A 24,629-nucleotide genomic window follows, 5' to 3' on the forward strand; every position below is an offset into this window, starting at 1 on the left:
CCCCCAAAGCCAAAGCCAAGCCGACCAACAACGGAGATGACAGCGCCGTGGTGTGGACCCCGATTGCAGAAGAGGCGGCTCGTGCGGCAAGCGTGCTGCACCCCGACGAGTCACTGCTCCCCCGGCCGACTCACCGGCGGGTGATCACGGTCGCCAACCAGAAGGGTGGCGTCGGCAAGACGACGAGCACGGTGAACCTCGCCGCCGCTCTCGCCATCCACGGGCTCAAGACGCTCGTGATCGACCTCGACCCGCAGGGCAACGCCAGCACCGCGCTGGCGGTCGAGCACCGCAGCGGCACGCCGTCCGTCTACGAGGTGCTCATCGGCGAGATCTCGATCGCCGAGGCGGCTCAGGTCAGCCCGACCTCCCCAAACCTCTACTGCGTGCCGGCGACGATCGACCTCGCCGGTGCCGAGATCGAGCTCGTCTCGATGGTGGCGCGCGAGTCGCGGCTGAAGGAAGCGCTGAGCCCGGAGGCGCTCGACGCGATCAACCCCGACTACGTCTTCATCGACTGCCCGCCGAGCCTCGGTCTGCTGACCGTCAACGCGATGGTCGCGGCGCAGGAGGTGCTCATCCCGATCCAGTGCGAGTACTACGCGCTGGAAGGTCTGAGCCAGCTGCTGCGCAACATCGAGCTCGTGCAGCAGCACCTCAACCCCGACCTCGGCATCTCCACGATCCTCCTCACGATGTACGACGGGCGCACCAAGCTCGCCGACCAGGTGACGAGCGAGGTGCGCGGCCACTTCGGCGACGTCGCCCTCAAGACGGTGATTCCGCGCAGCGTGAAGGTCTCCGAGGCGCCAGGATTCGGTCAGACGGTGTTGACGTACGACCCGGGCTCGCGCGGGTCGATGAGCTACCTCGACGCCGCCAAGGAGATCGCGATCCGCGGGGCCAAGGAGGAGGGCGCATGACGGAGCAGCGCAAGGGCGGACTCGGGCGCGGCCTGGCCGCTTTGATCCCGCAGGGTCCTCCGCCCGGTGCGCCCAGCACCATCCGGCCCGCCGCGGCCGGCAACGGGGCAGCGGCGAAAGCCCAACCGGTGGGCGAGGTCGCCGGGGCGGTCTACCGAGAGGTCGCGGTCACCGCGATCAAGACCAACCCGAAGCAGCCGCGCCAGGTGTTCGACCAGGACGCGATCGACGAGCTGTCGTTCTCCATCAAGGAGTTCGGGCTCATGCAGCCGATCGTCGTGCGGGAGCTGACGCAGGACACCTACGAGCTCGTCATGGGCGAGCGCCGGTGGCGTGCCACGCAGCAGGCCGGGCTCAAGACGATCCCGGCGATCGTGCGGCAGACCGCCGACGACGTGATGCTGCGCGACGCGTTGCTGGAGAACATCCACCGCGTCCAGCTCAACCCGCTCGAAGAGGCGGCGGCGTACCAGCAGCTGCTCGAGGAGTTCGGCGTCACGCACGAGGAGCTCGCGGACCGCATCGGCCGCAGCCGCCCCGTCGTCACGAACACGATCCGCCTTCTCAAGCTCCCCCTCCCCGTCCAGCGACGGGTGGCGGCGGGTGTGCTGAGCGCGGGTCACGCGCGGGCGCTGCTCGGTCTGGACGACGCGGGCGCGCAGGAAGACCTCGCGGCCAAGATCGTTGCCGAGGGCATGTCGGTCCGCGCGACCGAGGAAGCGGTGACGCTCGCCAAGAACGAGAAGCCGAAGAAGGAGAAGGCCGCCCCGCGCAAGCAGATGCACGCGCCCGGTCTGCAGGAGCTCGCCGAGCGCCTCTCCGACAACTTCGACACCCGCGTCAAGGTCGAACTCGGGCAGCGAAAAGGCCGAATCGTGGTCGAGTTCGGGTCAGTTGACGATCTTGAAAGGATCATCGGACTGATGAGCCCAGAAGCGACAATTCGGACATCGGAGTAGGCCCATAGGATCACCCACGGGCCTTATGTCACGGTGACGATGACGCCCCGCAGTCGCAACGACTACGGGGCGTCACCTATTTGTAGATCACGTAATGCGGACGCTGACGATCGTGAAACCGCCAACCTGAACGGTCTGGCCGGGCCCGAACGCGAGACGCTCGCCCGCGCCGCCGGGACCCGTGCGGTCGACCCAGCCGAAGTTGTTGCCGGCCTCCACGCTCGACGTGCGCGGCAGACTCACCTCGAGCTGACCGACGTTGCTGTAGCAGTTGGTCCGAGGCGTTCCGGAGTTGTCGGTCCAGTGGATCTTCACCGAGCCGGCCACCGAGCAGTCGACCTGATCGGTCGCGAGCGCCGGCGTCGCAAAGCCGACAGTCATGACCGCGGCGGCGACCAACGTGACGATGCGCAAGTTGTCCCCTCTCTCCAGCCCTCTTCGGAAACGACCTTGGCAGCGCCGACTTTTCGCGGGCAAACGAAAGGCGCGGCACTTGCACAGTGCCGCGCCCTCAGAAAGAGAAACTCAGCGAGCGACTGCCCGCTCGATCAACCCGGCGTAGATCTCGCCCAACGACTGCCCTGCCGCCTCGACCGCCATCGGCAACAAAGACGTCTCCGTCAGCCCCGGCGACACGTTCACTTCGAGGAAGTAGACCGTGCCGTCCTCGGCCACCACCGCGTCCGTCCGCGACACGTCCCGCAGCCCGAGCAACCGGTGCGCCGCGACCGCGAGCTCGCCGACCGCCTTGGCCGCAGCGGCGTCCAACCGAGCAGGAGCGTGGAAGTCGGTCAGCCCCGCCGTGTACCGAGCGGTGTAGTCGTACACACCGCTCTCCGGCACGATCTCGACCGCGGGCAGCGCGGTGGGACCGTCCGCGCCGTCCACGACCGTCACCGCCACCTCCACGCCGGAGATGAACTGCTCGGCCAGCACCGTGTCGCCGTACGCCAGGCACCCGACCATCGCGGCCGGCAGCTCGGCGGCGTCCCGCACCACCTGGGCGCCGAGAGCCGAACCGCCCTGGTCCGGCTTCAGCATCAACGGCAGCCCCAACGTCGAGACCATCGCGTCCAGAACCGGCGTCGCACCCAGCTCGCGGAACGTCGCGTGCGGCAGGACGACCCACTCCGGCGTCATCAGCCCGGCGCGAGCCAGCTCGGCCTTCGCGGTCGGCTTGTCCCACGCGCGACGGCACGCCCGCGAGTCGGTGCCGACGTACGGCACACCGAACATCTCGAGGATCGCCTGCACCGACCCGTTCTCGCCCTCGCCACCGTGCAGCGCGACGACGACGGCGTCCGGGCGCGAGGAACGCAGGCGCGTCAGCAACGACGAGTCGGCGTCCCACTCCTCCACCGTCACGCCCACCGACCGCAGGGCAGCCGACAACCGACGACCAGAGCGGATCGAGACCTCGCGTTCGTGGGAGAGCCCACCGGACAGCACAGCGACCATGCGGTCAGCCACAGCAAAACTCCAAGGATCAGGCGGTGTCGGGCGACGGGGTCTGCGGACCGGACAGCTGACGGCCCGGTGTCGCCCCGAACGTCGCGTGCAGCTGCATCTCTTCCTCGATGACGTTCGCCAGGCGGCGGACGCCTTCCCGGATGCGTTCCGGCGTCGGGTAGCAGTACGAGATCCGCAGCTGGCGAGAGCCGAAGCCGTCGGCGTAGAAACCGGTGCCCGACGCGTAGGCCACGCGGGCCGTCACGGCACGGGGCAGCATCGCCTTCGTGTCGATGCCCTCGGGCACCGTCACCCAGACGTAGAAACCGCCATCGGGAATGTTCCACGTGGAACCTTGCGGCATGTGCTGCTCGAGAGCCGACACCGCCGCGTCCCGGCGCTCCCGGTACGCCTCCCGGTACGTCTTGATCTGACCCTTCCAGTCCTGGGTCGAGAGGTACCGGGACACGATCATCTGGTTCAGCGTCGGCGGGCACAGCGTGGCGGACTCGGCCGCCAGCACCAGCTTCTCGCGGACCGCGTGCGGCGCCAGCACCCAGCCGACCCGCAGGCCGGCGGCGAAAGTCTTCGAGAACGACCCCAGGTACACGACGTTGTCCGGGTCCATGGACCGCAGCGCCGGGTACGTCTGACCGTCGAAGCCCAGCAGCCCGTACGGGTTGTCCTCCACGACCAGCACGCCGTACGAGCGGCAGATCTCCAGGATCTCGGCCCGCCGCGACACCGCCAGCGTCACGCCGGCCGGGTTGTGGAAGTTCGGGATCGTGTAGAGGAACTTGACCCGCTGCCCAGCCCTGCGACAAGCCTCCAGGGCCTCTCGCAGCAACGACGGCACGAGCCCGTCGGCGTCCATCGCCACGTGGACGACCTTCGCCTGGTACGCCGTGAACGACCCGAGAGCGCCGACATAAGAAGGCCCCTCGGCGATCACCACGTCACCGGGATCGCAGAAGATCCGGGTGACCATGTCGAGACCCATCTGCGAGCCGACGGTCACCACCACGTCGTCCGGGTGGCCGTTGATGCCTTCGAGAGCCATCACGTCGCAGATCTGCTCGCGCAGCAGCGGAACACCGTGCGCCGAGCCGTACTGCAGCGCCACGAGGCCCTCGGACGCCACGAGCTGACCGATCTCCTCGGACAGCGAGTCCAGCGGAAGAGCCGCGAGGTGGGGCATGCCGCCGGCCAGCGACACGACCTCCGGACGGGACGCGACTGCGAAAAGTGCCCGGATCTCCGATGCCGTCATCCCTGCCGTGCGCGCTGCGTAGCGGCGGAGGTGGGGGTCGAGGCTTCTGGGGCCCTGCTTGGCGGGCTGTCCGGGCACAGTCATGTGGGACTCCTGTATGGGAAATGTCCCGAGCGAGTGTAACCGTCGTCCCGTTCAGGGCACGTACCTTCCCGGTTCCGTCACATTCGCCTACCCTCGTACGGGTCTACTGTGCGTACTCAGGGGTGGAGGTCGGGGTGTCGCGACGCGTTGTGGGCGTCACGCTGGACAACCTGGAGCATCTCTCCAAGCACAGCAGGACGTGCGTCTTCTGGGAACTTGCCCCTCACCTGCGTGAACAAGCCGAGGAATACGGCGACACGGAGTTCGAGAAGGAAGCCTGGGTGTCCAGCGTCCTGCTCGAATGGGGCTCGTGCGGCCGCCTCATCTACTGCGACGGCATTCCCGCTGGTTCGGTGTTCTACGCACCGCCTGCCGCCGTTCCGCGCAGTGCCGCCTTCCCCACGTCCCCGGTGAGCCCGGACGCGGTCCTCATGACGTCGCTGGACGTACTTCCCGAGTTCCGAGGGGGAGGACTCGCGCGCGTGCTCGTTCAGGCCGTGGCGAAGGATCTGACGCGTCGTGGCGTGAAGGCCATCGAGGCGTTCGGCGACATGCGCCCGGACGACGAAGAGCCGAGTTGCGTCACGCCCGCCGAGTTCCTCACGAGCGTCGGTTTCAAGACCGTGCGGCCGCACCCGCGCTGGCCCCGGTTGCGCATGGAGCTCCGCAGCTCCATCACCTGGAAGGAAGACGTCGAGGCAGCCCTCGAACGCCTCCTCAACAGCGTCACGGTCTCGACAGCGGAACCGAGCTTCCGTCCCGTCTGAGCAGCAAAAAGGCCCCCTCCACGCGGAGGGGGCCTTTTTGCGCGAACTCAGCTCTTCGACATCTCGTAGCGCAGCAGGTCGTTGAACGTGAACGTGCCCGTCGGCTGGTCGTCCTTGCCGAGCAGGTAGAGACGCTTCACGGCCACGAGGATGCCCTCGGCCACGATGTCGCGGAAACCGGGCGTGGCGAGCCGCGCGCGGTCCTCGGCATTCGTCAGGTAGCCCACCTCGACGCGGACGGCCGTGCAGCGGGTGAGCCGCAGCAGGTCCCACGTCTTCGGGTGCGAGCCGCAGTTCCGCATCGACGTGCGGGCGGCGACCTCGCGCTGGATGAACCCGGCCAGGGCCTCACCCACGGTCGACGACGTGCCGTTGCCCGTGCCGTAGTGGAACGTCGCCACGCCCTGGGCGTGCGGCGACGAGTTGCCGTCGGCGTGCAGCGACAGGATCAGGTCGGCGCCGGCCTCGTTCGCGAACCGGGCGCGCTCCGCCTCGTCCGGGCAGTTCGCCGGTCCGCGCGTGAGCAGCGCCTCCATGCCGGTGGCGGCCATCTTGCCTTCGAGGCGCCTGGCCAGGTCCAGCATCAGGTCGGCCTCGGACACGCCGTCCACGACCACGCCGCGGTCCTGGCCGCCGTGACCGGGGTCGATGACGATCCTCTTGCCCGACAGCCGGGAACCGGCGCCGCGCAGCCGTTCCTGCTCGCGCAGCAGCTGCGGACGGCCGCCGCGGACCTTCGGCTGCAGCTGGCGCAGCGCGCGCACGGTGTCGGGACCGCACATGCCGTCCACGATCAGGCCGTAGTCGCGCTGGAAGTTCTTCAGCGCCTGCTCTGTCTGCTGGCCGAACACGCCGTTCGCACGACCGGCGTCGTAGCCCAGCTCCAGCAGGCGTTCCTGCAGCATCAGCACGTCGTCGCCGGTCGTCGGCTGCGACATCAGATACGCGAGCGGGCGGTCGCCGAGTGAGAACGTGGCGTCGCGCAGCGCGCGGTAGGTCGCCGGGCCGACGATGCCGTCGATGATCAGCCCCCGCTGCTGCTGAAACGCGCGCACGGCGTGCTCGACCTGCTGGTCGAACACCGGCGGCGCCTGGGGGTCGGTAGGCGGAAGCATTCCGAGCCTGGTCAGGGTCGACCGGATCTCGGCAACATCACTTCCGACGTCCCCGCGGCGGAGCAGCTGCATGCACCCTCGCTCGACTAGGGCGCCGAATCTTGGTCGGCGCGTCAGTTGGGAAGCCCTTATTGTGCCCTGCTCCGCAGAGTGATCGATGCAGGGCTACTCACAGTCGCACCGAGATCACGTTCCCGGTACCGAACAAGCGTGACCCGCCCGTCTTATCGATAGACGGGCGGGTCACGTTGCGCGTTGCAAAGGACTTCTTAGCCCTTGCAACTTTTTTGGTCAGGCCAGGACGTCCGACAGGTCGTTCAGCAGCGCGGCCTTGGGCTTCGCGCCGACGATCTGCTTCACCGGACGGCCGCCCTGGAACAGGATCAGCGTCGGCACGGACATGATCTGGTAGTCACGGGCGATCGCCGGGTTCGCGTCGATGTCGACCTTGGCGACGGTGAGCTTCTCGCCGTGCTCCGCGGCGATCTCCTCCAGCACCGGCGCAACCATCTTGCACGGGCCGCACCAGGTCGCCCAGAAGTCGACCAGCACGGGCTTCTCGCTGGTCAGCACGTCGTCCGCGAACGACTTGTCGGTCACCGTGACGGTGGCGCCTGCCATGTTCTCTCCTAGAACTCGAAGAAACTTCAGTTGCTCTTGCCGTAGCCGCCACCGACGGCCTCAGCGGCGATCTCCGCGTGGGCTTCGCCGCGCTCGGCGAGCCACCGTTCCGCGTCGATCGCAGCGCTGCAACCGGAGCCGGCCGCGGTGATGGCCTGGCGGTACTCGTGGTCGACGAGGTCGCCTGCGGCGAACACGCCGTCCAGGTTCGTGTAGGACGACTTGTCCTTGGTCAGGACGTAGCCCTCCTCGTCCAGGTCGACCTGGCCCTTGACCAGCGCCGAACGCGGGTCGTGGCCGATCGCGAGGAAGAAACCGGTGACGGGCAGCTCGGACTCGGCGCCGGTCTGCGTGTCCTTGACCTTGATCGAGGACACGGTGCCGTCGCCCAGCACGTCGGTGACCTGGGTGTTCAGCTGCCACTTGATCTTGTCGTTGGCGCGGGCGCGCTCCAGCATGACCTTCGAGGCGCGGAACTCCTCACGGCGGTGGATGACCGTGACCGACTTGGCGAAGCGCGTCAGGAACGTCGCCTCCTCCATCGCCGTGTCACCGCCACCGACGACCGCGATGTCGTGGTCGCGGAAGAAGAAGCCGTCGCACGTCGCACAGGCGGACACACCGCGGCCGAGCAGCTCCTGCTCACCGGGGATGTTCAGGTAACGGGCGGCGGCACCCATCGCGAGGATGACGGCCTTGGCCTCGTACTCGACGCCGTTGGCGACGACCTTCTTGATCTCACCGGTCAGCTCGACCGACTCGACGTCCTCCGCCCGCAGCTCGGCGCCGAAGCGCTGCGCCTGCTCGCGCATCTGCTCCATGAGCTCGGGGCCCATGATGCCCTCGCGGAAGCCGGGGTAGTTCTCCACCTCGGTCGTCGTCATCAGGGCGCCGCCGTACTGCGAACCCTCGAAGACCAGGGGCTCCAGCTGCGCGCGTGCCGCGTAGACCGCCGCGGTGTAGCCCGCCGGTCCCGATCCAATGATGATCACGTTGCGCACGCTCACGGCTCTGCAACTCCTCGATCTCGTCGTCTGACTGGCTCAACGGATCGTAGGTGCAGCTAATTCCGTGACTCTCGCGACTACCTCGCGCCGATGGTGGTGTTCGCCAGCACACCCTCCGGCTTGTCCGGTCCGCAGGTCTTCGGATCCAGCACGACGAGCCTGAGCTGGCCCGGTGCGGCGCCGCCGGGGAGGATCGCCATCACGGCTTCTCCCCTGCCCTTGAGGTCGATCGGACTGATGCCGAGAGGCTTGGAGTCACCCTTGATGCCACCGCCGCGCAGGCAGTCGGCCAGCCGGTCAGGGGTCTCCAGCGGGCCGTAGTTCTGCGCTTTGAGCACGTCACCGACCGCGGCGCCCAGATTGTCCGGGTCGACCAGCAGATCCGGCTGCGAGTTCGCGGGAGCGGACGTCGTCGGCTTGGGCTGCGCGGCGTTGTCGTTCGACGGGCTCTGCGCGCCCGGCTGCACGGCCAGGACGATGCCGAACGCCGCGGCGGCCGCGACCAGCACGCCCGCGCCACCCAGGCCGAGCCTGCGGTTGCGGCGCTTGCGGGCGTCGTTCAGCGACACGACCGGCGCGATGCCCGGCCGGGCTTCCGCCGCCAGCGCCGCGTCGATCCGCGCCGCCACGTGGTCGGGCATGGGGATGGGCGGCAACGACGCCAGGTCCTCCAGCGTCGCGTCCAGGGCCTGCAGGATCTCGCGGGCCTCGGCGTCGGCCTCCACCCTCGGACGCAGCTGTGCGGCGACCTCAGGGGGCAGCACGCCCGCGTGCAGGTCCGCGATGAGGTCTAGCGACCACGGCGGACCCATCGGCACGCGCTCCATGCCGGTCATCGGCCCTCCCACTGACGTTGCTCTTGCACATTCACACCGTCAGCTGGGACGTTCGCATCTGCGATTCGGTTCCTGAGGTGCCCGAGAACTTTGGCGAGCTTGGCGCGACCCCGCGCACACCTGCTCTTGACCGTGCCTTCCGCGATGCCGAGGAGCTGCGCCGTTTCGGCAACGGAGTAGCCCTCGACGTCCACGAGCACGATGGGCGCCCGCTGCTCCTCCGGCAGCTCCATCAGCGCTTCCTGCACCATGAGGCTGGTCTCGCGGTCGCTCATCGCGTCACGGGGCGCGACGGGCTCGCCGGGACCGGCCTCGGGCAAGGGCACTGTCGGTCTTGTTTGTCGTCGTCTCATCCGGTCGAGGCACGCGTTCACCACGATCCGGTGAAGCCAGGTGGTGACCTGTGACTCCGCGCGAAACGACGAGGCAGCGCGGAAGGCCGAGATGAACGCCTCCTGCAGCGCGTCCGCGGCTTCCTCCGGGTCGCGCAGCGTGCGCAACGCCACCGCCCACATCCGGTCGCGGTGCCGTTTCACCAGCTCCGAGAACGCGTAGGGGTCACCTGCGGCGTGGGCCGAGATGAGATCGGCGTCCGAGCTGGCTGCGGCGGTCACGGGCAGCACTTTAGCGAGCGTGATCACAGATCACCCGGACAGGGCTACCCACAGTGCGGAGGTAGTTCTACTGGGCTCGCGTGTACAGGATCTCGCGGATCTCGGACTGGTTCTTGCCGCCACCGGTGTTCGTCAGCGTGGTGATCCAGATCAGCACGTGCGCGGTCGGCTCGTGTTCGTTGAGCTGGATCTGCGTCTGCCCGTCCGACAGGTCCGCGACCCCGATCCGCTTGGTCTCCTCCAGCGGTGCGTCCAGCGAGGACGCCGCGCGGATCTCGACGTGCGTGCCCTTGCTGGGCGAAGTGATCGTGATCGACGCCAGCCGCACCGGCTCCGCGAACGACGCCATCAGGCCGATGCCCGGCTTCAGCGTCGGGAACGGCTGGAAGTAGTTGTCGGTCCGCCAGAACGTGTTCGCGTTGTTGTCGACCGCCCGGCTCGCCTGGTTCGCGTTGTCCGGCTGGTTCGTCACGTCATAGACGCCGATCCGGCCCGGCTGCACAGGTCCGGCCGGTGGCGCGGCGGGCGCGGTCTGGCCGTTCGACCCGGGCTGGTTGATCACCACGGTCGGGCCGCCGCCGCGCGAGGGCTCGTCGCTGAAGAAGCCGACGATCTGCACGCTCAGCCACACGATCACGGTCAGCGTGGCGAGCGCGAGCACGCCGACGCTGATCCACAGCTTCTTCTTCTGCTGCTTGTCCTGCCTCGGCCGCTGCGTCGTCCAGACGACCTGCTCGTCGTCATCGTCCTCACGGGGCGCGACGGCCCGGATCAGCGAGGTCTCTGCCTCTTCGGCCGCGATCTGGTCGAGGACCTGCAGGATCGCCGCCGACGTGCGGATGCCGCCGACCGACGTGTCCTCCAGCGACCGCACCGCGACGGACGACAGCTCGTGCGGCAGGTACGGGTGCAACGCGTTCGGTGCCACGACCGAGCCGTCCGGGCCCGTCGGCGCGACCGGCACGTTGCTCGGACCGCCCGGCAGCGCCCAGCGGCCGGTGAGCAGCAGGTACAGGATCGCGCCCAGGCCCTTGACGTCGTCGCGCGCGATCGCGTCCGGCCGCGGACCGGGGAACGCGAGGCGCAGGCGGCCGTCCGAGGTGACCCGAATGCGCTGCGGGTGGTCGGCGCCCAGCACGAGGCCGGCGTGGTGCGCGCCCTCGATGGCGGCGCCCAGCGGCTCGAGCAAGCGGGTCGCGGCGCCCGCCGGCAGCGGGCCCTCCGCGATCAGGTCCATCAGGTCGGTGCCCTGGGTCCACTCGGCGATGACCATGCCGAGGATGCCTTCGTCCGGACGGATGCCGGTGCCCGGCGTGAGCACGTCGATGACCCTGGAGACACCGGGGTGCGTGAACGACGCCGCGTGCATCGCGCGTTCGACCGTCCGGCGGGCACGTGCGGCCGCGTCGTTGTCCGCCAGATCGCCCAGCAGCACGGTCAGCGCGACGTCCCGGTTGAGCTGACCGTCCCTCGCGCGCCACAGCTCGGCACGGGACCTGTCGTCCGCTCCGGACTTCGCGAGCAGCCGGTACCGGCCGTTGCCGATGACGCCACCTGGGACCAGGGCGGCGCTAACTCCGCTACTCACAGGCACGAGGGTACGGGACGACCCTCACGGATCGGCGTCACCGTCGCCGCACCAAACGGTTGATCTTGTCGATGGCCGGCTTCATCTCGGGTACCCGGAATGCCGCCAGAAGGCCGAACGCGAGTGGCAAACCGATCAACGTCACCACAACGACCTCGACCCAACTGGCTACAACCACGTTCGAGAGCCCGAGCATGTTCTGAACGAGCCAGTTCACGCTCTTGGCCACCGCGAAGGCGAGCGCGGACGCGACCACGGTCAGGCAGACGGTCCAGATGGTGAAGCCGGTGCGCAGCCGTCCGAGGCGGACCCGCAGCCACACCTGACCGACGATCGCGCCGAAGACGAAGCTGAGCGACATCGCGAGCGACACGCCGACAGCGAGCTGCTCGGGCTCGGACACCGCGAGGAAGAAGTAGAGGAGGCCGATGCGAGCCGCCACCATCAGGCCCTGGATGTACGTGGGCGTGCGGGCGTCCTTCATCGCGTAGAAGACCCGCAGCTGCAGCAACGTGATCGCGTACGGCACGAGGCCGAACGCCGAGAGCGCCAGCGCGACACCGATGCCCGTACCGCCGCTGACGCCGGACCTGCCGAAACCGAAGGCCGCGACACCGATGGCGACACCGGACACCGTCATCAGCACGCTGAACGGCATCAGCAGCACCGAGGACATCCGGTTGCCGAACAGCAGATCGCGCACGATCTGGTCGTTGTCGCCGTGCGCGGCCGACCGGCTCATCTTCGGCATCAGCGCCGTGAGCAGCGAAACGCCGAGAACGCCGTACGGGACCTGCGCGATCAGCCATTGGTAGTTGAACGCCACCAGCGCCGTGTCGGAGTGGGTCGCCACGTTCGTCAGCACGGTCATGCTGGCGAACCCGAGACCCACGTACAGGAGCACCCAGAAGGCCAGACCGCCGAACTCCGACAGCCGGGAGTCCCAGCCGAACCGCCACTTGAAGCGGAACCCGGTCCTCTTGAGCGCGGGGAACAGGACCGCGGCCTGGATCGCGACGCCGAGCGCGGTGCCGATGCCGAGCACCAGCAGTTTCGGCTCGGTCATGTGCACCGGGTTGAGCGTGATCTCGCCCGGCATCATCCAGTAGACGACCAGCACGAGGATCACGACGACGTTGTTCAGCACCGGAGCCCAGGTGGGCAGTCCGAACACGTGCCGCGCGTTGAGCACCGCGCTGAGCAGTGCGGTCAAGCCGTAGAAGACGATGCCCGGCAGCACCAGGTACGCGAACGCGGTGACCAGTGCCGGGTTCGCCTTCGGCGAGTCCGCGATGAAGAGGTCGGTGAGCAGCGGCGCACAGGCGACCGCGATGACGGTGCCGATGCCGAGGATCAGCGTGCCCATGCTGATCAACCACTGGGCGTACGACTCACCGCCGTCGCCGTCCTCTTTCTCGGCACGAACCAGCAGCGGGATCGCGACGCTGGTCAGCACGCCACCCAGCAGCAGCTCGTTGATCATCGTCGGCAGCGTGGTCGCCGCCTGGTACGACGTGTTGAGCTGCTCTGCACCCAGTGCGGCGATCAGCAGCACCTTCGACAGCAGGCCCGTGGCTCGGCTGACGATCGTCGCGATCGCCATCGAACCGCTGGCCCTGGCGACCGACGGTGCTTGCTTCTGCTGCTCTGGCTCGGTGGTCGTGGCTGTCTCGCTCACGCGCTCGACTTCTCCGGTGTGACGTTCTCGATGGACGGTGCGTCGCCGTTCTCGCCGTTGCGAGCACGGACCCGCTTGTAGATGCGTCGTCCGGAGAGCAGGACGAGCGCGATCGCGGCGATCACGGTGACGATCACCGTGATGGTGCCGTAGGCGGACGACGACACCTCCAGCTTGACAGTGTCACCGAGAGCGACGCCCTCGGGAGTGGTCAGCCGGACGTTGACCGGGAACCGGCCGGACCGCAGCACCTCGACCGGCACCCGCACGACGCGCTCACCACGGGCGGGAAGCACCTGGTCAGCGAGGTCGAGCTTGCGGATTCCGGGGGTGTCGGCGAGGACGATCCGCACGGTCACGCGGACGTCGAGCTTGTTCGTGATGGTGACGGGGATGGGGCTGTCACCGGAGCCGAGCAGGATCGGGCTCGCGGGCGGCGTCACGCCGACCATGCCGGTCAACGAGTTCAGCTCGCCCTGGCTGATGTACGCGGCGGACCGCGCGCCCTCCTCGTTCTGCCGCCACGCGCCGGACATGGCGCGCAGCAGTCCGAGCCACAGCGGGTCGGCGAGCTCGGCGGGGGCGGCGTGCTCCCTGTCCTCCTGCTGCATGGACGCGACCAGGCCGCCCAGCTCGGTGCTCTGCCTGGTAACCGAGTCGGAGATGGTCGCGGAGATCTCGCGCGCACCGGCCTCGGGCGGATAGGTGATCTTGGCCGTCGTCACCGCGGGCGTGGCCGTGGTCAGCTCCGCGAGCCCGGTCTGGGTCGCGTACCCGCTGCCGAGCAGCTTCTGGGCGGCGCTGAGGAACTCGGTCATCTCCGTGAGCGGCGCGTTCCACCGGCGCGGCGGCGTGACCAGCACGTTGCGGCCGTCGCCCTGCCAGCCGGCGCGGAACACCAGCACGGACAGCGCGTTCTGCACGGACACCGGCTGGCTCTCGACCGGCGTGGTGACACCGGACAGCGTGCGCGGCCGCGAGGCACTGCCCTGCAGCGCGTCCGAGACCATCGAGTCGATCTTCACCGCGGTCACGGGGTTCTTGCCGCCGATGCCGACCGGACCGGTGCCCGGCGCGTCGGCCAGGCCCGTCGGGTCGAGCAGGACCGACTTCATGCCCGCGTACTTCTGGTCGGGCTGCGGGGTGACCAGCTCGTCGAACGTCGACTGGTCGAGCACGCCGTCCTCGGGCCACACGAAGTCCGGCAGCGGCTGCACGCCGAGGATCTGCTGGATCAGCTTCGGGCCGTCGTTGAGCGCGAGCGTGCGCATGTTCGTGAGCTTCGCCCTGTTCAGCGCCACGAGGTCGGCGTCGGCGTACGGCAGCGCGACGACGCAGCGGCCGGTGACGGCGAGCTTGAGGCGGTCGAGCCACAGCTTGGCCTCGGCCTCGCCCCGGCCCTCACCGCCGCCGCGGACCTTGTAGCCGGTGCTCATGGCCTGGATCGTGCGCAGCAGGTCCGGGTCGAGGGCCAGGCACATCGAGGTGCTCATGGACGAGATCGCCTGCTCGTAGGCCTGGAGCAGGCCGTACAGGCGCCCGGTGGCCGTGAGCGACGTCGCGAGCTCGTCGTCGACCAGCTCGGACTCGCCCTCGCCACCGATCCTGACCAGCCGCGGCTTGTCCGCGATGGGCCACAGGACGGTGAGCTTGGCGGCCGCGCCTGGCTTGCCCTTGGTCTCGCCACCGGGCACGCCCAGCACGGGCAGCAGCGTCGAGAGGGCGGCGAGGCGCGCCTGGCCGCCGAAGTCCGGACGGCCGTTGATGTTGGCGAGGATCGGGTAGATGCCCGGCTGTTCGATCGCGAGCGACGTCGCCTCCGGCCCGCGCAGCGGAACCTCGAGCGTGAAGTCCTTCTGCTGGCCGACCTCGAGAACGTCGACGACCTTGGTGAAGTTCGGCTGGACGAACTCCGCGGCCGCGGGCTCCCGCAGCGACTTGCGCAGGTCGTCCTCGGTGTCGAGCGACTCGCCGCGCTCCAGGCGCAGCACGATGTCCGACACCTTGCGGTCGCCGACGTTGACGATCTTGCCGGTGATCTTGACCGTGCCCGGCGAGTCGCTCGTGACGAACCGGGGGGTGAGCTGGGCGATGTCGAGCCGCAGGAACTGCGGGTTCGGCTGGCCCGGCTGGGCGGCGAGCGTTCTGGTCGCCCACACCTGGGGACCGTCGGGAAGGAACGGCAGCGCGTCGGTCTGATCCGGTTGTGACTGCTCCACCGCGCTTGCGAACGGCGTGGCTGTCACCAGGAACGCGGCGACGGCGGCTGTGCAGACGAGCTTCCTCACGCTCACGCCGACTCCGCCCCGTTCCGGCAGCGGTCGGCGAGCAGTTCGGCGGCTCGGCGGACCAGACGGCGCTCATCGGCATACGCGAGTCGCTCGTCCAGCTCGCCGAGTGGCACCCACGCCACCTCGGTGACCTCCACGTCTTCGTCGGAAAGCTCTCCCCCCAGCGCTTCGAGGAGGAAGTGGTGAACCGTCTTGTGCACCCGGCGGTCGTCAGCGACGAACCAGTAGTCGATCGACCCCAACGGGCGAAGCACCCTGCTATGAATACCGGTCTCCTCGGCGACCTCGCGCACCGCGGTCTGTTCCGCGGTCTCGCCGGCCTCGATGTGACCCTTCGGCAAAGACCACAGCAACCGGCCCCGCCGGTCAAGTCTGCCGATCACCGCGGCCCGTTGCTCGCCGTCGAGCACCAGGCCACCCGCCGACGTCTCGTCGACGGTCTTCAGCCTCCGGCCCCGTCGCCTCTTCCGGCGGCCCGGCTTGGGACCTCCTCCGGAACGTGCGGCTGACGGGGGCATACGGCCGATCGTACTTACGAACCTTAAGTACGCTGGTTTCTCGTGTCTCGATCGCTCCAGCAGAATGCGGTGGTGGAACAGCCCGCCATCACACCAGTCGTCGCTGAACTCGCCCAGCGGTTCGCAGCCGAGGGCAAGCGCCTCTACCTCGTAGGTGGCAGTGTGCGCGACGCCGTGCTGGGGCGCCCGACGAACGACTTCGACTTCACCACCGACGCGCGTCCCGCGGAGATCCAGAAGCTGCTCAGCGGCTGGGCCGACGCCCAATGGGACACCGGCATCGCCTTCGGCACGGTCGGTGCCTCGAAGAAGGGCGAGATCATCGAGATCACGACCTTCCGCGCGGACGTCTACGACGGCGTGACCCGCAACCCCGAGGTGACCTTCGGCGACACGATCGACGGCGACCTGGTCCGGCGCGACTTCACGGTCAACGCCATGGCGTTCGACGTCGTGGCGGCTGAGTTCGTGGACCCGACCGGAGGCCTTGCCGCTGCCCGTGACGGAGTGCTGGACACGCCGGCGACCCCGCAGGAGTCGTTCGGCGACGACCCGTTGCGCATGCTGCGCGCCGCGCGGTTCGTCTCCCAGCTCGGCTTCACCGCCGCGCCTCGGGTGGTCGAGGCGATGCGCTCGATGGCAGGCGAAATCGCCCGCATCACGCCGGAGCGAGTGCAGGTGGAGCTCTCGAAGCTCCTGTGCGGCGCGCACCCGCGCCGCGGCATCGAGCTCATGGTCGAGACCGGGCTGGCCGACATCGTGTTGCCCGAGCTCACGGCCATGAAGCTGGAAATCGACGAACACCATCAACACAAGGACGTCTTCCACCACTCCCTGGTTGTGCTGGAACAGGCAATTGATCTTGAAGATGTTGATCAATCACCCGATCTGGTGCTGAGGATCGCCGCGCTGCTGCACGACATCGGCAAACCGGCGACCAGGAAGTTCGAGGCCGGGGGCGGTGTCTCGTTCCACCACCACGAGGTCGTGGGCGCGAAGATGGTCCGCAAGCGCTTGCGGGCGTTGCGGTACTCGAAGGAGATCACCGAGGACGTCGCCAAGCTCGTCTACCTGCACCTGAGGTTCCACGGCTACGGCAACGGCGAGTGGACCGACTCGGCCGTGCGCCGGTACGTGACGGACGCCGGCGACCTGCTGACGCGCCTGCACAAGCTCGTCCGTGCCGACTGCACGACCCGCAACAAGCGCAAGGCCAACCTGCTCAAGCGGACGTACGACTCTCTCGAGGAACGCATCGCGCGCATCGCGGCGGAGGAAGACCTCGCGCGCGTGCGGCCGGACCTCGACGGCAACGAGATCATGAAGCTGCTCGGGCTGCCGCCGGGCCGACAGGTCGGCGAGGCGTGGAAGTACCTCAAGGAGCTCCGGCTCGACCGGGGGCCGTTGGAGCGCGACGAGGCCGAGGCCGCGTTGCTCGACTGGGCGCGCGAACAAGGCATCACTCCGCCATCCGTGTGACTCATAGTGAGCGCATGAAATCCCCGCGTTAGCGAACTGACAGCGCGGGGCGGCACCATGGGTACTGCTCATGGGGGTGATGCAGATGTTCACTTGGGGACTTTCCGCAGGTCCTGCGGTACACGACCTGGAAGTGCTGACCGACGGCCAACGGGCCGTGCTGCGCTGTCTCGCACGTGGTCACGCCGATCACGAGATCGCGCGGGTGCTCGGCATCGGGCAGCAGGAGGTGGCCGCAGAGGTGGCCGAGATCCTGCGGCGGCTGGACCTACCCGATCGGGTTGGTGCCGTCGTTTTCGCGCACGAGGCCGGGATGCTGCACCTGCCGTTTCCGCGGTAGCAGGCACAGGTAGGCGGCCAGGCCGACCAGGTAGAGGCCGGCGGCGGTGATCAGGAGACCGGGCGAGCGCCCGTCGAGGGGGACCACCGCCGCCGTGATGGACACCGCGGTGACCTGCGCGACGTTGAAGAGCGTGTCGTAGAGGGCGAAGACCCTTCCGCGCACCTCGTCGCCGACGTCGTGCTGCACCGCGGTGTCCACGCACAGCTTGACGATCTGACCGGCGAAGATGACCACGAACCCGGCCGCGAGGATGGTCGGCAGCGTCATCGGCAGCCCGAGCCCGATCTGCGCGGCCGCCGTCAGCAGCAACGCACCGCAGATCGTGGTCTTCACGCCGAACCTGTCGACGATCCGGTCGGTGAGCACGCCGGCCAGCAGAATGCCCGCCCCGCCCGCGACAGCGACCTCGCCCAGCCCGCCGATGCCCGCCTTGAGGATGCCGACGTCTTCGAGGCTGTAGCGCATCAGCAACAGCGTGACCATGAGGCTCACGCCGAACGCGGCCCGGTGCGCGAGCAGAGCGGCGAGTCCAGCCCGGACGCTCGGGGTGTGCCAGGTGGCCTTCGCGCCGTCCACCAGACCTCGTGCGACGGCCTTGAACGCGTTGGGCGGCTCGTCGACCTCGTCCGGCCCGAGCACCCCGGTCTTGAACCTGCTGGCGATGAACGCGCTGGCCAGCATGCCGATCATCGCGATGCTGGTGGTCCAGCCGGAACCGCCGTCACCGGCGCCCAGCAGCGTGCGGAAGCCGATCGCACAGGCCGCACCGAAGACAGCGGTGATCGCGCCCGCGGTCGTGGCCAGCGCGTTCGCTTCGACGAGGTGGTCCTCGTCGACGACGTGAGGGAGGGATGCACTTAGGCCTGAGCCGACGAACCGGCCGATGCCCATGACCACGAGGGCAGAGATGTAGAGCGGCAGCCCGCTCAGACCCGCGCCGACAGCCAGAGCGGTGAAGAGGACGAACGCCGCGCGTGAGACGTTCGCCACGACGATGACCTTCTTGCGGTCCCACCGGTCGAGCAACGCGCCCGCGAACGGCCCGATGACCGAGTACGGCAGCAGGAGCACGGCGAACCCGGCCGCGATGGCCGCGGGATCGGCCTGACGTTCCGGGTTGAAGAGCACAGCGCCGGCGAGCCCGGCCTGGAAGAGTCCGTCACCCCACTGGGACGTGAGGCGGGTGGCGAGGAGCCTGCGGTACTCGGGGATGCCGAGGAAACGGCGTGATCCCCAGTGGTGCTTCTCCACCGCAAGCGTTGTCACCGTTGCACTCTAGGCCTGCCCCGGTGAAAACCACGAAAGCCGGACCTCTCGGTCCGGCTCCCCTGGATCGGATGCCAGGTCGCCTCACGGCGCGGTGCACTACGCGGCTCCAGCCGTACGGTATTCCGCGAAGGCGGTTGTCTGTTGAGCCCGGGGGACACAAAGACATCCGACACCTGAGTCTAACGGGGCGCGGCCCTGAGTTGTTCCGGCGATCACGGGTGATTTCATGGTGACGTGCGTCCCGATGCCGAAGTCGAGCCAGGCTCCCTCTTGGTTGCCGCTCCGAGCCTGAACGACCCGAACTTCACACGCACCGTCGTCTACATCATCGACCAACGTCCCGAGGGGACCCTCGGCGTCGTGCTGAACCGCCCGTCCGAGGTGGCAGTGCACGACGTGTTGCCGCCGTGGGGTTCGCACGTGACGAAGCCGCAGTGCATCTACATCGGCGGCCCGGTCGAGCAGAAGACGGCGCTGTGCCTGGCGGCCCTGAAAGCGGGCACCGACCCGTCCGCTGTGGAGGGCCTGGTCGGAGTGCAGGGCCCGGTCGCGCTGATCGACCTCGACGCCGAGCCCGACGACCTCATGCCGCTGGTGCGCGGCCTGCGGGTGTTCGCCGGGTACTCGGGCTGGGGCGAGGGTCAGCTCGCGGGTGAGATCGAGCGCGGCGACTGGATCGTCGTGACAGGACTCGCCGACGACGTGCTGGTCGGCGCGAACGTCGACCTGTGGGGACGGGTGCTGCGCCGCCAGGGCATGCCGCTGGCGCTGCTGTCCACCTATCCCAAGGACGTCCGCGAGAACTGATAGCGGGAATTCCACGATGCTGACCGGACGGAAGTACCGGCTCGCCTTTGCTCCTGAGCAGGCCGAGTTCGCTCAGACCATTGGCGACGTCTGCCGATCAGTGTGGAACACCGCTCTGGAGCAGCGGCGGGAGTACTGCCGTCGCGGCGCGTGGATCAACTATCGGCAGCAGGCAGGCGAACTCGCGGACGCCAAAAACGAGCACGAGTGGCTCAAAGCCGCTCCGTCGCATGTATTGCAGCAGACCCTCATGGACCTCGATCGGGCGTGCCGCGAGCGCGGCACGAAGCGGATCAGGTGGCGGTCGAAGTCGCGGTGGTCGCCGTCGTTCAGGTTCCCGGACCCGAAACAGGTCACCGTCCAGCGGCTCGGGAAGAAGTGGGGCCAGGTAAAACTGCCGAAGTTCGGGTGGGTGCGTTTTCGCTGGTCCCGCCCGCTCGATGGCCACGTCCGGTCAGTCACGGTGTCCCGAGATGGTCAGGCCTGGTTCGTGTCGTTTCTCGTCGACGATGGCCGGATCACGCCGACGCAGCACGTCAGCTCTGAGGCTTTGGGAGTGGACCGCGGTGTGACAGTGGCGGTCGCATGCTCTGACGGGACGATGCGCAACCGGGAAGTTCAGACTCCTGGTGAACGCCAGCGCTACCTGAAGCTGCAGAAGCGTCTTGCCCGACGGACGCGCGGTTCGGCGAACTGGAAGAAGACCATCGTCGGGATGAACCGGATCAAGCGTCAGGAGCGTGACCGTCGTCGCGACTTCGTGTCCTGGACCGCCAACCGGATCGCCACCAGCCACTGCACGGTTGTGCTTGAAGACTTGAAGATCCGCAACATGACTCGGTCGGCCAGGGGGTCTCTTGCTGAACCGGGTGTGCGGGTGGCGCAGAAAGCCGGGTTGAACAGATTCATCCTCAGCAAGGGTTGGCACCAGTTGGAGTTGGCCCTGCTCAACGTGGCCCGTTACACGGGTTGCCGCATCGTGAAAGTACCTGCCGCGTACACGTCGCAACGTTGCTCTGCGTGCCGCGCTGTGGACCCGAAAAGCCGCAAGAGCCAAGCGGTCTTTCTGTGCACCACCTGCGGATACCAGGTCAACGCGGACGTGAACGCGGCCAAGAACGTACTGGCGGACGGGCTGTCCGTGTCAGCCTGTGGAGACCTCGGGGTTGCCCGGTCTACGAAGCAGGAACCAGCGAGAAACCGTGAGGCGGTACCGCACCGACCACCACTGGTTGGAATCCCCCGGAGTTGACCCTGGGGAGGACGTCAATCACGTGAAACGTCGGGTTCACGTGAAACATCCGGCCTTACAGGCCGGCGAGCGGCGAGCAACCGCCGCCACCGCAGGCGCAGCCACCGCAGCCCTTGGGCTTGACCGGCTCCGGCACGAGCGCCGCCGCCCGGCTGCCCACAACGCCACCGGCAAAGGCGATCGCAAGGGCGCCGATCAGTCCGATGATCCCAGCGGTGACGGCCAGGTCGGCCATGACGAACGCCATCGCGCCGGACACGATCGCCACGACACCGGCCGCCACGTTCGGAACACCGGCGACCCGGTTGGCCAGCGCGAACGTCTCCTCGTCGCGCACAGCCGCCGCCGTGCGCACGCCGACGTAGCGGTTGCGCCGCAGCTTGCCCTGCAGACCCAGCAGACCGACCGCGCCGAGAGCGACGCCGAGCACACCCAGGACGACCGACAGCACGATGTTCACCCCATGAGGGTAAGGCGAATCCTCGGTTCACCTGGCAGTCACCCCGGTCAGGTGTGCTGTGCGCCATGCTCAGACGACTTCTGCTCGTCCCCGTGCTGCTCGGTCTGTGTGCGACTCCCGCGTAGGCGCACGAGGCCCCCGGTCCGCTACCTCGCCGAGCACGTCGTGCCGAAAGGCCTGGTCGTGGGCGGTACGACGGTCGGTGGCATGGCCTGGGGCCTGGACGGCACGTTGTGGCTGGTCTCGGACGACAACTTCTCCGCGAGCCAGGTCACCCAGTTCATCGCGCTTGCGGTGCGCTGATACCGTTGACGACATGAGCACGGCCCGCCTGCTCCTTATCTAGCCGCGCAGACCTGATCGCAAGACGGTCGGCGCGGCAGCCCCCATGCCCTCTCTGGGCTGGGGGTTTCGTCATGTCAGGGGCAGGAACAGACGTGAGAGGGACGTTGAGATGAGCACGGACGCGGCGGAGATTCCCGCCTACCGCTACACCGCCGACCTGGCGAACCAGATCGAGGAGCGGTGGCAGCGGTACTGGGAGCAGCACGGCACCTACTACGCGCCCAACCCCGTCGGTGCGCTCAAGGGCGACGTCCCGAACGACAAGCTGTTCGTGCAGGACATGTTCCCGTACCCGAGCGGCGCGGGCCTGCACGTCGGCCACCCGCTGGGCTTCATCGGCACGGACGTCTTCGCGCGCTACCACCGCATGAACGGCCGCAACGTCCTGCACACCATGGGCTTCGACGCGTTCGGCCTGCCCGCTGAGCAGTACGCGGTCAAGACCGGTCAGCACCCGCGCAAGACCACCGAAGAGAACATCAACACGTACCTGCGCCAGATCCGCAGGCTGGGGCTGGGCCACGACGAGCGGCGCCGCATCTCGACGATCGACCCCGAGTACTACAAGTGGACCCAGTGGATCTTCCTGCAGATCTTCAACTCCTGGTACGACGTCGACGCGCGCAAGGCCCGTCCGATCGCCGAGTTGATCTCGCAGTTCGAGTCCGGCGAGCGCTTGATCGACGACGGTCGCAAGTGGTCTGAGCTGTCTTTTGCCGACCAGCAAAGGATCTTGGGCGAATTCCGCCTGGCCTACTTGTCGGAGGCGCCCGTCAACTGGTGTCCCGGACTGGGTACTGTCTTGGCGAACGAAGAGGTCACCGCGGACGGTCGCAGTGAGCGTGGCAACTTCCCCGTGTTCAGGAAAAACCTGCGCCAGTGGATGATGCGCATCACCGCGTACTCGGACCGGCTGATCGACGACCTGGACCGGCTGGACTGGCCGGACAAGGTCAAAGCCATGCAGCGCAACTGGATCGGGCGCTCGCACGGTGCCCGAGTCCGATTTGCGGTGGGAGACGAGAACATTGAGGTCTTCACGACCCGTCCGGACACGCTGTTCGGCGCGACCTACATGGTCCTGGCACCGGAACACGAGCTGGTGGACCAGATTGCGACGCCCGATCGCGTGGCAGACATCGCCGCGTACCGGCGCGCGGCGTCCCTGAAGTCCGAACTGGACCGTCAGGAGAACAAGGAGAAGACCGGCGTCTTCATCGGGGCGTACGCCACGAACCCGGTGAACGGCAAGGAAATCCCCGTCTACATCGCCGACTACGTGCTGATGGGCTACGGCACCGGCGCGATCATGGCCGTCCCGGGCCAGGACCAGCGCGACTGGGACTTCGCCACGAAGTTCGAGCTGCCGATCATCCGCACGGTCCAGCCGTCGGAAGGCTTCGAGGGCGACGCCTACACCGGCGACGGACCTGCCGTGAACTCCGGCTTCTTGGACGGCATGGCTATCGACGACGCCAAGAAGACGATCATCGGGTGGCTGGAGGAGAACGGCCACGGCCACGGCACCGTCCAGTTCAAGCTGCGCGACTGGCTGTTCAGCCGTCAGCGCTACTGGGGCGAGCCGTTCCCTGTCGTCTACGACGAGGCCGGCACCGCCATCGCGCTGCCCGAGTCGATGCTGCCGATCGAGCTGCCGGACGTCGACGACTACTCGCCGCGCACGTTCGACCCGGAGGACGCGGACACCGAGCCGTCGCCGCCGCTGTCGCGCGCCGGTGAGTGGACGACGGTCGAACTGGACCTGGGCGACGGTGTGAAGACCTACCGCCGCGACACGAACACCATGCCCAACTGGGCGGGTTCGTGCTGGTACCAGCTGCGCTACGTCGACCCGGTCGAGACCGAGCGGTTCGTCAACCCGGAGAACGAGAAGTACTGGCTGGGCCCGCGCACGGCCGAGCACGGCCCGACCGACCCCGGCGGCGTCGACCTGTACATCGGCGGCGTCGAGCACGCGGTGCTGCACCTGCTGTACTCGCGCTTCTGGCAGAAGGTCCTGTTCGACCTGGGCCACCTGACCGGCGACGAGCCGTACCGCCGCCTGTTCAACCAGGGCTACATCCAGGCGTACGCGTACACCGACGAGCGTGGCATCTACGTGCCCGCGGCCGAGGTCGTGGAGGAGAACGGCAAGTTCTTCCACAACGGCCAGGAGGTCAACCGCGAGTACGGCAAGATGGGCAAGAGCCTGAACAACGTCGTCACGCCGGACGAGATGTGCGAGAAGTACGGCGCCGACACCTTCCGGTTCTACGAGATGTCGATGGGCCCGATGGACGTCTCCCGCCCGTGGGCGACCAAGGACGTCGTTGGCGCACAACGGTTCCTGCAGCGTCTGTGGCGCAACCTGGTGGACGAGACCGACGGCTCTCTGCGCGTCACCTCCGAGGAACCTTCGGTGGAAGCCCTGCGCCTGCTGCACAAGACGATCGCGGGCGTGCACGACGACTACGCCAACCTGCGATACAACACGGCGGGCGCGAAGCTGATCGAGCTGAACAACTACGTCACCAAGCACTACTCCGGCGGCACCCCCCGGACGCTGGCCGAGCCGCTGGTCCTGATGCTGGCCCCGCAGGCCCCGCACGTGGCCGAGGAACTGTGGACCCGCCTGGGTCACGACGGCACGCTGGCGCACGGCCCGTTCCCGGCCGCCGACGAGCAGTACCTGGTCGAGGACACGGTCGAGTACCCGATCCAGGTCAACGGCAAGGTCCGCTCGCGGGTCGTCGTCTCCGCTTCTGCCTCGCAGGACGAGATCAAGGCGGCGGCACTGGCCGAGGAGAAGATCGCCGAGCTGGTCGCCGGTGGTGAGCCGCGCAAGGTGATCGTGGTGCCCGGCCGCCTGGTGAACGTAGTTCTGTAGTTCTGTCGGGCTGGCGCTGTCTCAGGGACAGCGCCAGCCCCTGCTTTTTCGCCCGGTAACAGATTCT

General features: G+C 68.1%; 23 protein-coding genes. 9 read left to right on the top strand and 14 right to left on the bottom strand.

Annotation, left to right across the window (positions count from 1 at the left end):
• Positions 1-47: 47 nt before the first annotated feature.
• Together AB0M24_RS26070 and AB0M24_RS26075 are read left to right on the top strand one after the other, a co-directional pair.
• Entirely contained in the window at positions 48-923 is an 876-nt protein-coding gene (locus AB0M24_RS26070; RefSeq protein ID WP_363773426.1) for a ParA family protein, read from the top strand.
• Positions 920-1,882 carry a ParB/RepB/Spo0J family partition protein gene (locus AB0M24_RS26075; protein WP_363772946.1) on the top strand — a complete coding sequence of 321 codons (963 nt, stop codon included), beginning with the start codon at positions 920-922 and terminating at the stop codon, positions 1,880-1,882. The genes AB0M24_RS26070 and AB0M24_RS26075 overlap by 4 nt, the downstream gene beginning before the upstream one ends.
• Positions 1,883-1,969: 87 nt before the next feature.
• On the opposite strand, the gene AB0M24_RS26080 is transcribed toward AB0M24_RS26075, so the two are convergent.
• The 3 genes from AB0M24_RS26080 to AB0M24_RS26090 all read right to left on the bottom strand — a co-directional run bounded on the left by AB0M24_RS26080 (position 1,970) and on the right by AB0M24_RS26090 (position 4,685).
• On the bottom strand, positions 1,970-2,296 hold the full coding sequence (locus AB0M24_RS26080) for a hypothetical protein (RefSeq protein WP_363772949.1): 327 nt from the start codon (positions 2,294-2,296) through the stop codon (positions 1,970-1,972).
• A 111-nt stretch (positions 2,297-2,407) separates the two neighbouring features.
• On the bottom strand, positions 2,408-3,352 hold the full coding sequence (locus tag AB0M24_RS26085; protein ID WP_363772952.1) for a D-alanine--D-alanine ligase: 945 nt from the start codon (positions 3,350-3,352) through the stop codon (positions 2,408-2,410).
• A gap of 16 nt (positions 3,353-3,368) precedes the next feature.
• Complete coding sequence (locus AB0M24_RS26090; protein WP_363772955.1) at positions 3,369-4,685, bottom strand: PLP-dependent aminotransferase family protein; 1,317 nt, start codon at positions 4,683-4,685, stop codon at positions 3,369-3,371.
• A 134-nt stretch (positions 4,686-4,819) separates the two neighbouring features.
• On the opposite strand from AB0M24_RS26090, the gene AB0M24_RS26095 reads away from it, so the two are divergent.
• A complete protein-coding gene (locus AB0M24_RS26095; protein ID WP_363772958.1) occupies positions 4,820-5,452 on the top strand; it encodes a GNAT family N-acetyltransferase in 633 nt (210 codons plus the stop codon).
• A gap of 47 nt (positions 5,453-5,499) precedes the next feature.
• Here the strand turns inward: AB0M24_RS26095 and AB0M24_RS26100 are convergent, their stop codons facing one another.
• The 9 genes from AB0M24_RS26100 to AB0M24_RS26140 all read right to left on the bottom strand — a co-directional run bounded on the left by AB0M24_RS26100 (position 5,500) and on the right by AB0M24_RS26140 (position 15,720).
• The gene (locus AB0M24_RS26100) at positions 5,500-6,639 is read right to left on the bottom strand and encodes an N-acetylmuramoyl-L-alanine amidase (protein ID WP_363772961.1); all 1,140 of its coding nucleotides are present in this window, start codon (positions 6,637-6,639) and stop codon (positions 5,500-5,502) included.
• A gap of 219 nt (positions 6,640-6,858) precedes the next feature.
• A complete protein-coding gene (gene trxA, locus AB0M24_RS26105; RefSeq protein ID WP_363772964.1) occupies positions 6,859-7,188 on the bottom strand; it encodes a thioredoxin in 330 nt (109 codons plus the stop codon).
• Between the two features lie 26 nt (positions 7,189-7,214).
• Positions 7,215-8,195, bottom strand: a complete 981-nt coding sequence (trxB, locus tag AB0M24_RS26110) for a thioredoxin-disulfide reductase (RefSeq protein WP_363772967.1) — start codon at positions 8,193-8,195, stop codon at positions 7,215-7,217.
• 77 nt (positions 8,196-8,272) lie between these two features.
• Complete coding sequence (locus tag AB0M24_RS26115) at positions 8,273-9,031, bottom strand: hypothetical protein (protein WP_363772970.1); 759 nt, start codon at positions 9,029-9,031, stop codon at positions 8,273-8,275.
• A complete protein-coding gene (gene sigM / locus AB0M24_RS26120; RefSeq protein ID WP_363772973.1) occupies positions 9,028-9,645 on the bottom strand; it encodes an RNA polymerase sigma factor SigM in 618 nt (205 codons plus the stop codon). Before sigM ends, AB0M24_RS26115 begins: the two co-directional genes overlap by 4 nt.
• 67 nt (positions 9,646-9,712) lie before the next feature.
• Entirely contained in the window at positions 9,713-11,233 is a 1,521-nt protein-coding gene (locus tag AB0M24_RS26125; protein ID WP_363772976.1) for a protein kinase family protein, read from the bottom strand.
• 37 nt (positions 11,234-11,270) lie between these two features.
• A complete protein-coding gene (murJ, locus tag AB0M24_RS26130) occupies positions 11,271-12,911 on the bottom strand; it encodes a murein biosynthesis integral membrane protein MurJ (protein ID WP_363772979.1) in 1,641 nt (546 codons plus the stop codon).
• A complete protein-coding gene (locus AB0M24_RS26135) occupies positions 12,908-15,205 on the bottom strand; it encodes a DUF6049 family protein (RefSeq protein WP_363772982.1) in 2,298 nt (765 codons plus the stop codon). The genes murJ and AB0M24_RS26135 overlap by 4 nt, the downstream gene beginning before the upstream one ends.
• Positions 15,202-15,720 carry an NUDIX hydrolase gene (locus AB0M24_RS26140; protein ID WP_109630078.1) on the bottom strand — a complete coding sequence of 173 codons (519 nt, stop codon included), beginning with the start codon at positions 15,718-15,720 and terminating at the stop codon, positions 15,202-15,204. Before AB0M24_RS26140 ends, AB0M24_RS26135 begins: the two co-directional genes overlap by 4 nt.
• 42 nt (positions 15,721-15,762) lie before the next feature.
• On the opposite strand from AB0M24_RS26140, the gene AB0M24_RS26145 reads away from it, so the two are divergent.
• Positions 15,763-17,199 carry a CCA tRNA nucleotidyltransferase gene (locus tag AB0M24_RS26145; protein WP_363772986.1) on the top strand — a complete coding sequence of 479 codons (1,437 nt, stop codon included), beginning with the start codon at positions 15,763-15,765 and terminating at the stop codon, positions 17,197-17,199.
• 85 nt (positions 17,200-17,284) lie between these two features.
• Positions 17,285-17,539, top strand: coding sequence for a LuxR C-terminal-related transcriptional regulator (locus tag AB0M24_RS26150; RefSeq protein ID WP_363772989.1), 255 nt, complete (start codon positions 17,285-17,287; stop codon positions 17,537-17,539).
• On the opposite strand, the gene AB0M24_RS26155 is transcribed toward AB0M24_RS26150, so the two are convergent.
• On the bottom strand, positions 17,468-18,808 hold the full coding sequence (locus tag AB0M24_RS26155) for an MFS transporter (RefSeq protein WP_363772992.1): 1,341 nt from the start codon (positions 18,806-18,808) through the stop codon (positions 17,468-17,470). The genes AB0M24_RS26150 and AB0M24_RS26155 overlap by 72 nt on opposite strands.
• Before the next feature lie 237 nt (positions 18,809-19,045).
• Here AB0M24_RS26155 and AB0M24_RS26160 point away from each other — a divergent pair, with 237 nt between their 5' ends.
• The gene (locus AB0M24_RS26160) at positions 19,046-19,618 is read left to right on the top strand and encodes a YqgE/AlgH family protein (protein WP_363772995.1); all 573 of its coding nucleotides are present in this window, start codon (positions 19,046-19,048) and stop codon (positions 19,616-19,618) included.
• A gap of 16 nt (positions 19,619-19,634) precedes the next feature.
• Positions 19,635-20,870, top strand: coding sequence for a transposase (locus AB0M24_RS26165; RefSeq protein ID WP_363772998.1), 1,236 nt, complete (start codon positions 19,635-19,637; stop codon positions 20,868-20,870).
• Positions 20,871-20,925: 55 nt separating this feature from the next.
• On the opposite strand, the gene AB0M24_RS26170 is transcribed toward AB0M24_RS26165, so the two are convergent.
• Complete coding sequence (locus tag AB0M24_RS26170) at positions 20,926-21,330, bottom strand: SdpI family protein (protein ID WP_363773001.1); 405 nt, start codon at positions 21,328-21,330, stop codon at positions 20,926-20,928.
• A 108-nt stretch (positions 21,331-21,438) separates the two neighbouring features.
• On the opposite strand from AB0M24_RS26170, the gene AB0M24_RS26175 reads away from it, so the two are divergent.
• Together AB0M24_RS26175 and leuS are read left to right on the top strand one after the other, a co-directional pair.
• The gene (locus AB0M24_RS26175; protein ID WP_363773004.1) at positions 21,439-21,633 is read left to right on the top strand and encodes a hypothetical protein; all 195 of its coding nucleotides are present in this window, start codon (positions 21,439-21,441) and stop codon (positions 21,631-21,633) included.
• A 151-nt stretch (positions 21,634-21,784) separates the two neighbouring features.
• A complete protein-coding gene (gene leuS / locus AB0M24_RS26180; RefSeq protein ID WP_363773007.1) occupies positions 21,785-24,562 on the top strand; it encodes a leucine--tRNA ligase in 2,778 nt (925 codons plus the stop codon).
• Positions 24,563-24,629 lie beyond the last annotated feature (67 nt).

This window comes from Lentzea sp. NPDC051838 (assembly GCF_040681245.1).
Lineage (GTDB): Bacteria > Actinomycetota > Actinomycetes > Mycobacteriales > Pseudonocardiaceae > Lentzea.

Excerpts from the sequence above, each read along its gene's own strand:
- AB0M24_RS26075 (WP_363772946.1), top strand. The coding sequence starts at position 920 with ATGACGGAGCAGCGCAAGGGCGGACTCGGGCGCGGCCTGGCCGCTTTG.
- AB0M24_RS26090 (WP_363772955.1), bottom strand. The coding sequence starts at position 4,685 with ATGACTGTGCCCGGACAGCCCGCCAAGCAGGGCCCCAGAAGCCTCGAC.
- AB0M24_RS26100 (WP_363772961.1), bottom strand. The coding sequence starts at position 6,639 with ATGCAGCTGCTCCGCCGCGGGGACGTCGGAAGTGATGTTGCCGAGATC.
- trxA (WP_363772964.1), bottom strand. The coding sequence starts at position 7,188 with ATGGCAGGCGCCACCGTCACGGTGACCGACAAGTCGTTCGCGGACGAC.
- AB0M24_RS26115 (WP_363772970.1), bottom strand. The coding sequence starts at position 9,031 with ATGACCGGCATGGAGCGCGTGCCGATGGGTCCGCCGTGGTCGCTAGAC.
- AB0M24_RS26140 (WP_109630078.1), bottom strand. The coding sequence starts at position 15,720 with ATGCCCCCGTCAGCCGCACGTTCCGGAGGAGGTCCCAAGCCGGGCCGC.
- AB0M24_RS26150 (WP_363772989.1), top strand. The coding sequence starts at position 17,285 with ATGTTCACTTGGGGACTTTCCGCAGGTCCTGCGGTACACGACCTGGAA.
- AB0M24_RS26165 (WP_363772998.1), top strand. The coding sequence starts at position 19,635 with ATGCTGACCGGACGGAAGTACCGGCTCGCCTTTGCTCCTGAGCAGGCC.
- leuS (WP_363773007.1), top strand. The coding sequence starts at position 21,785 with ATGAGCACGGACGCGGCGGAGATTCCCGCCTACCGCTACACCGCCGAC.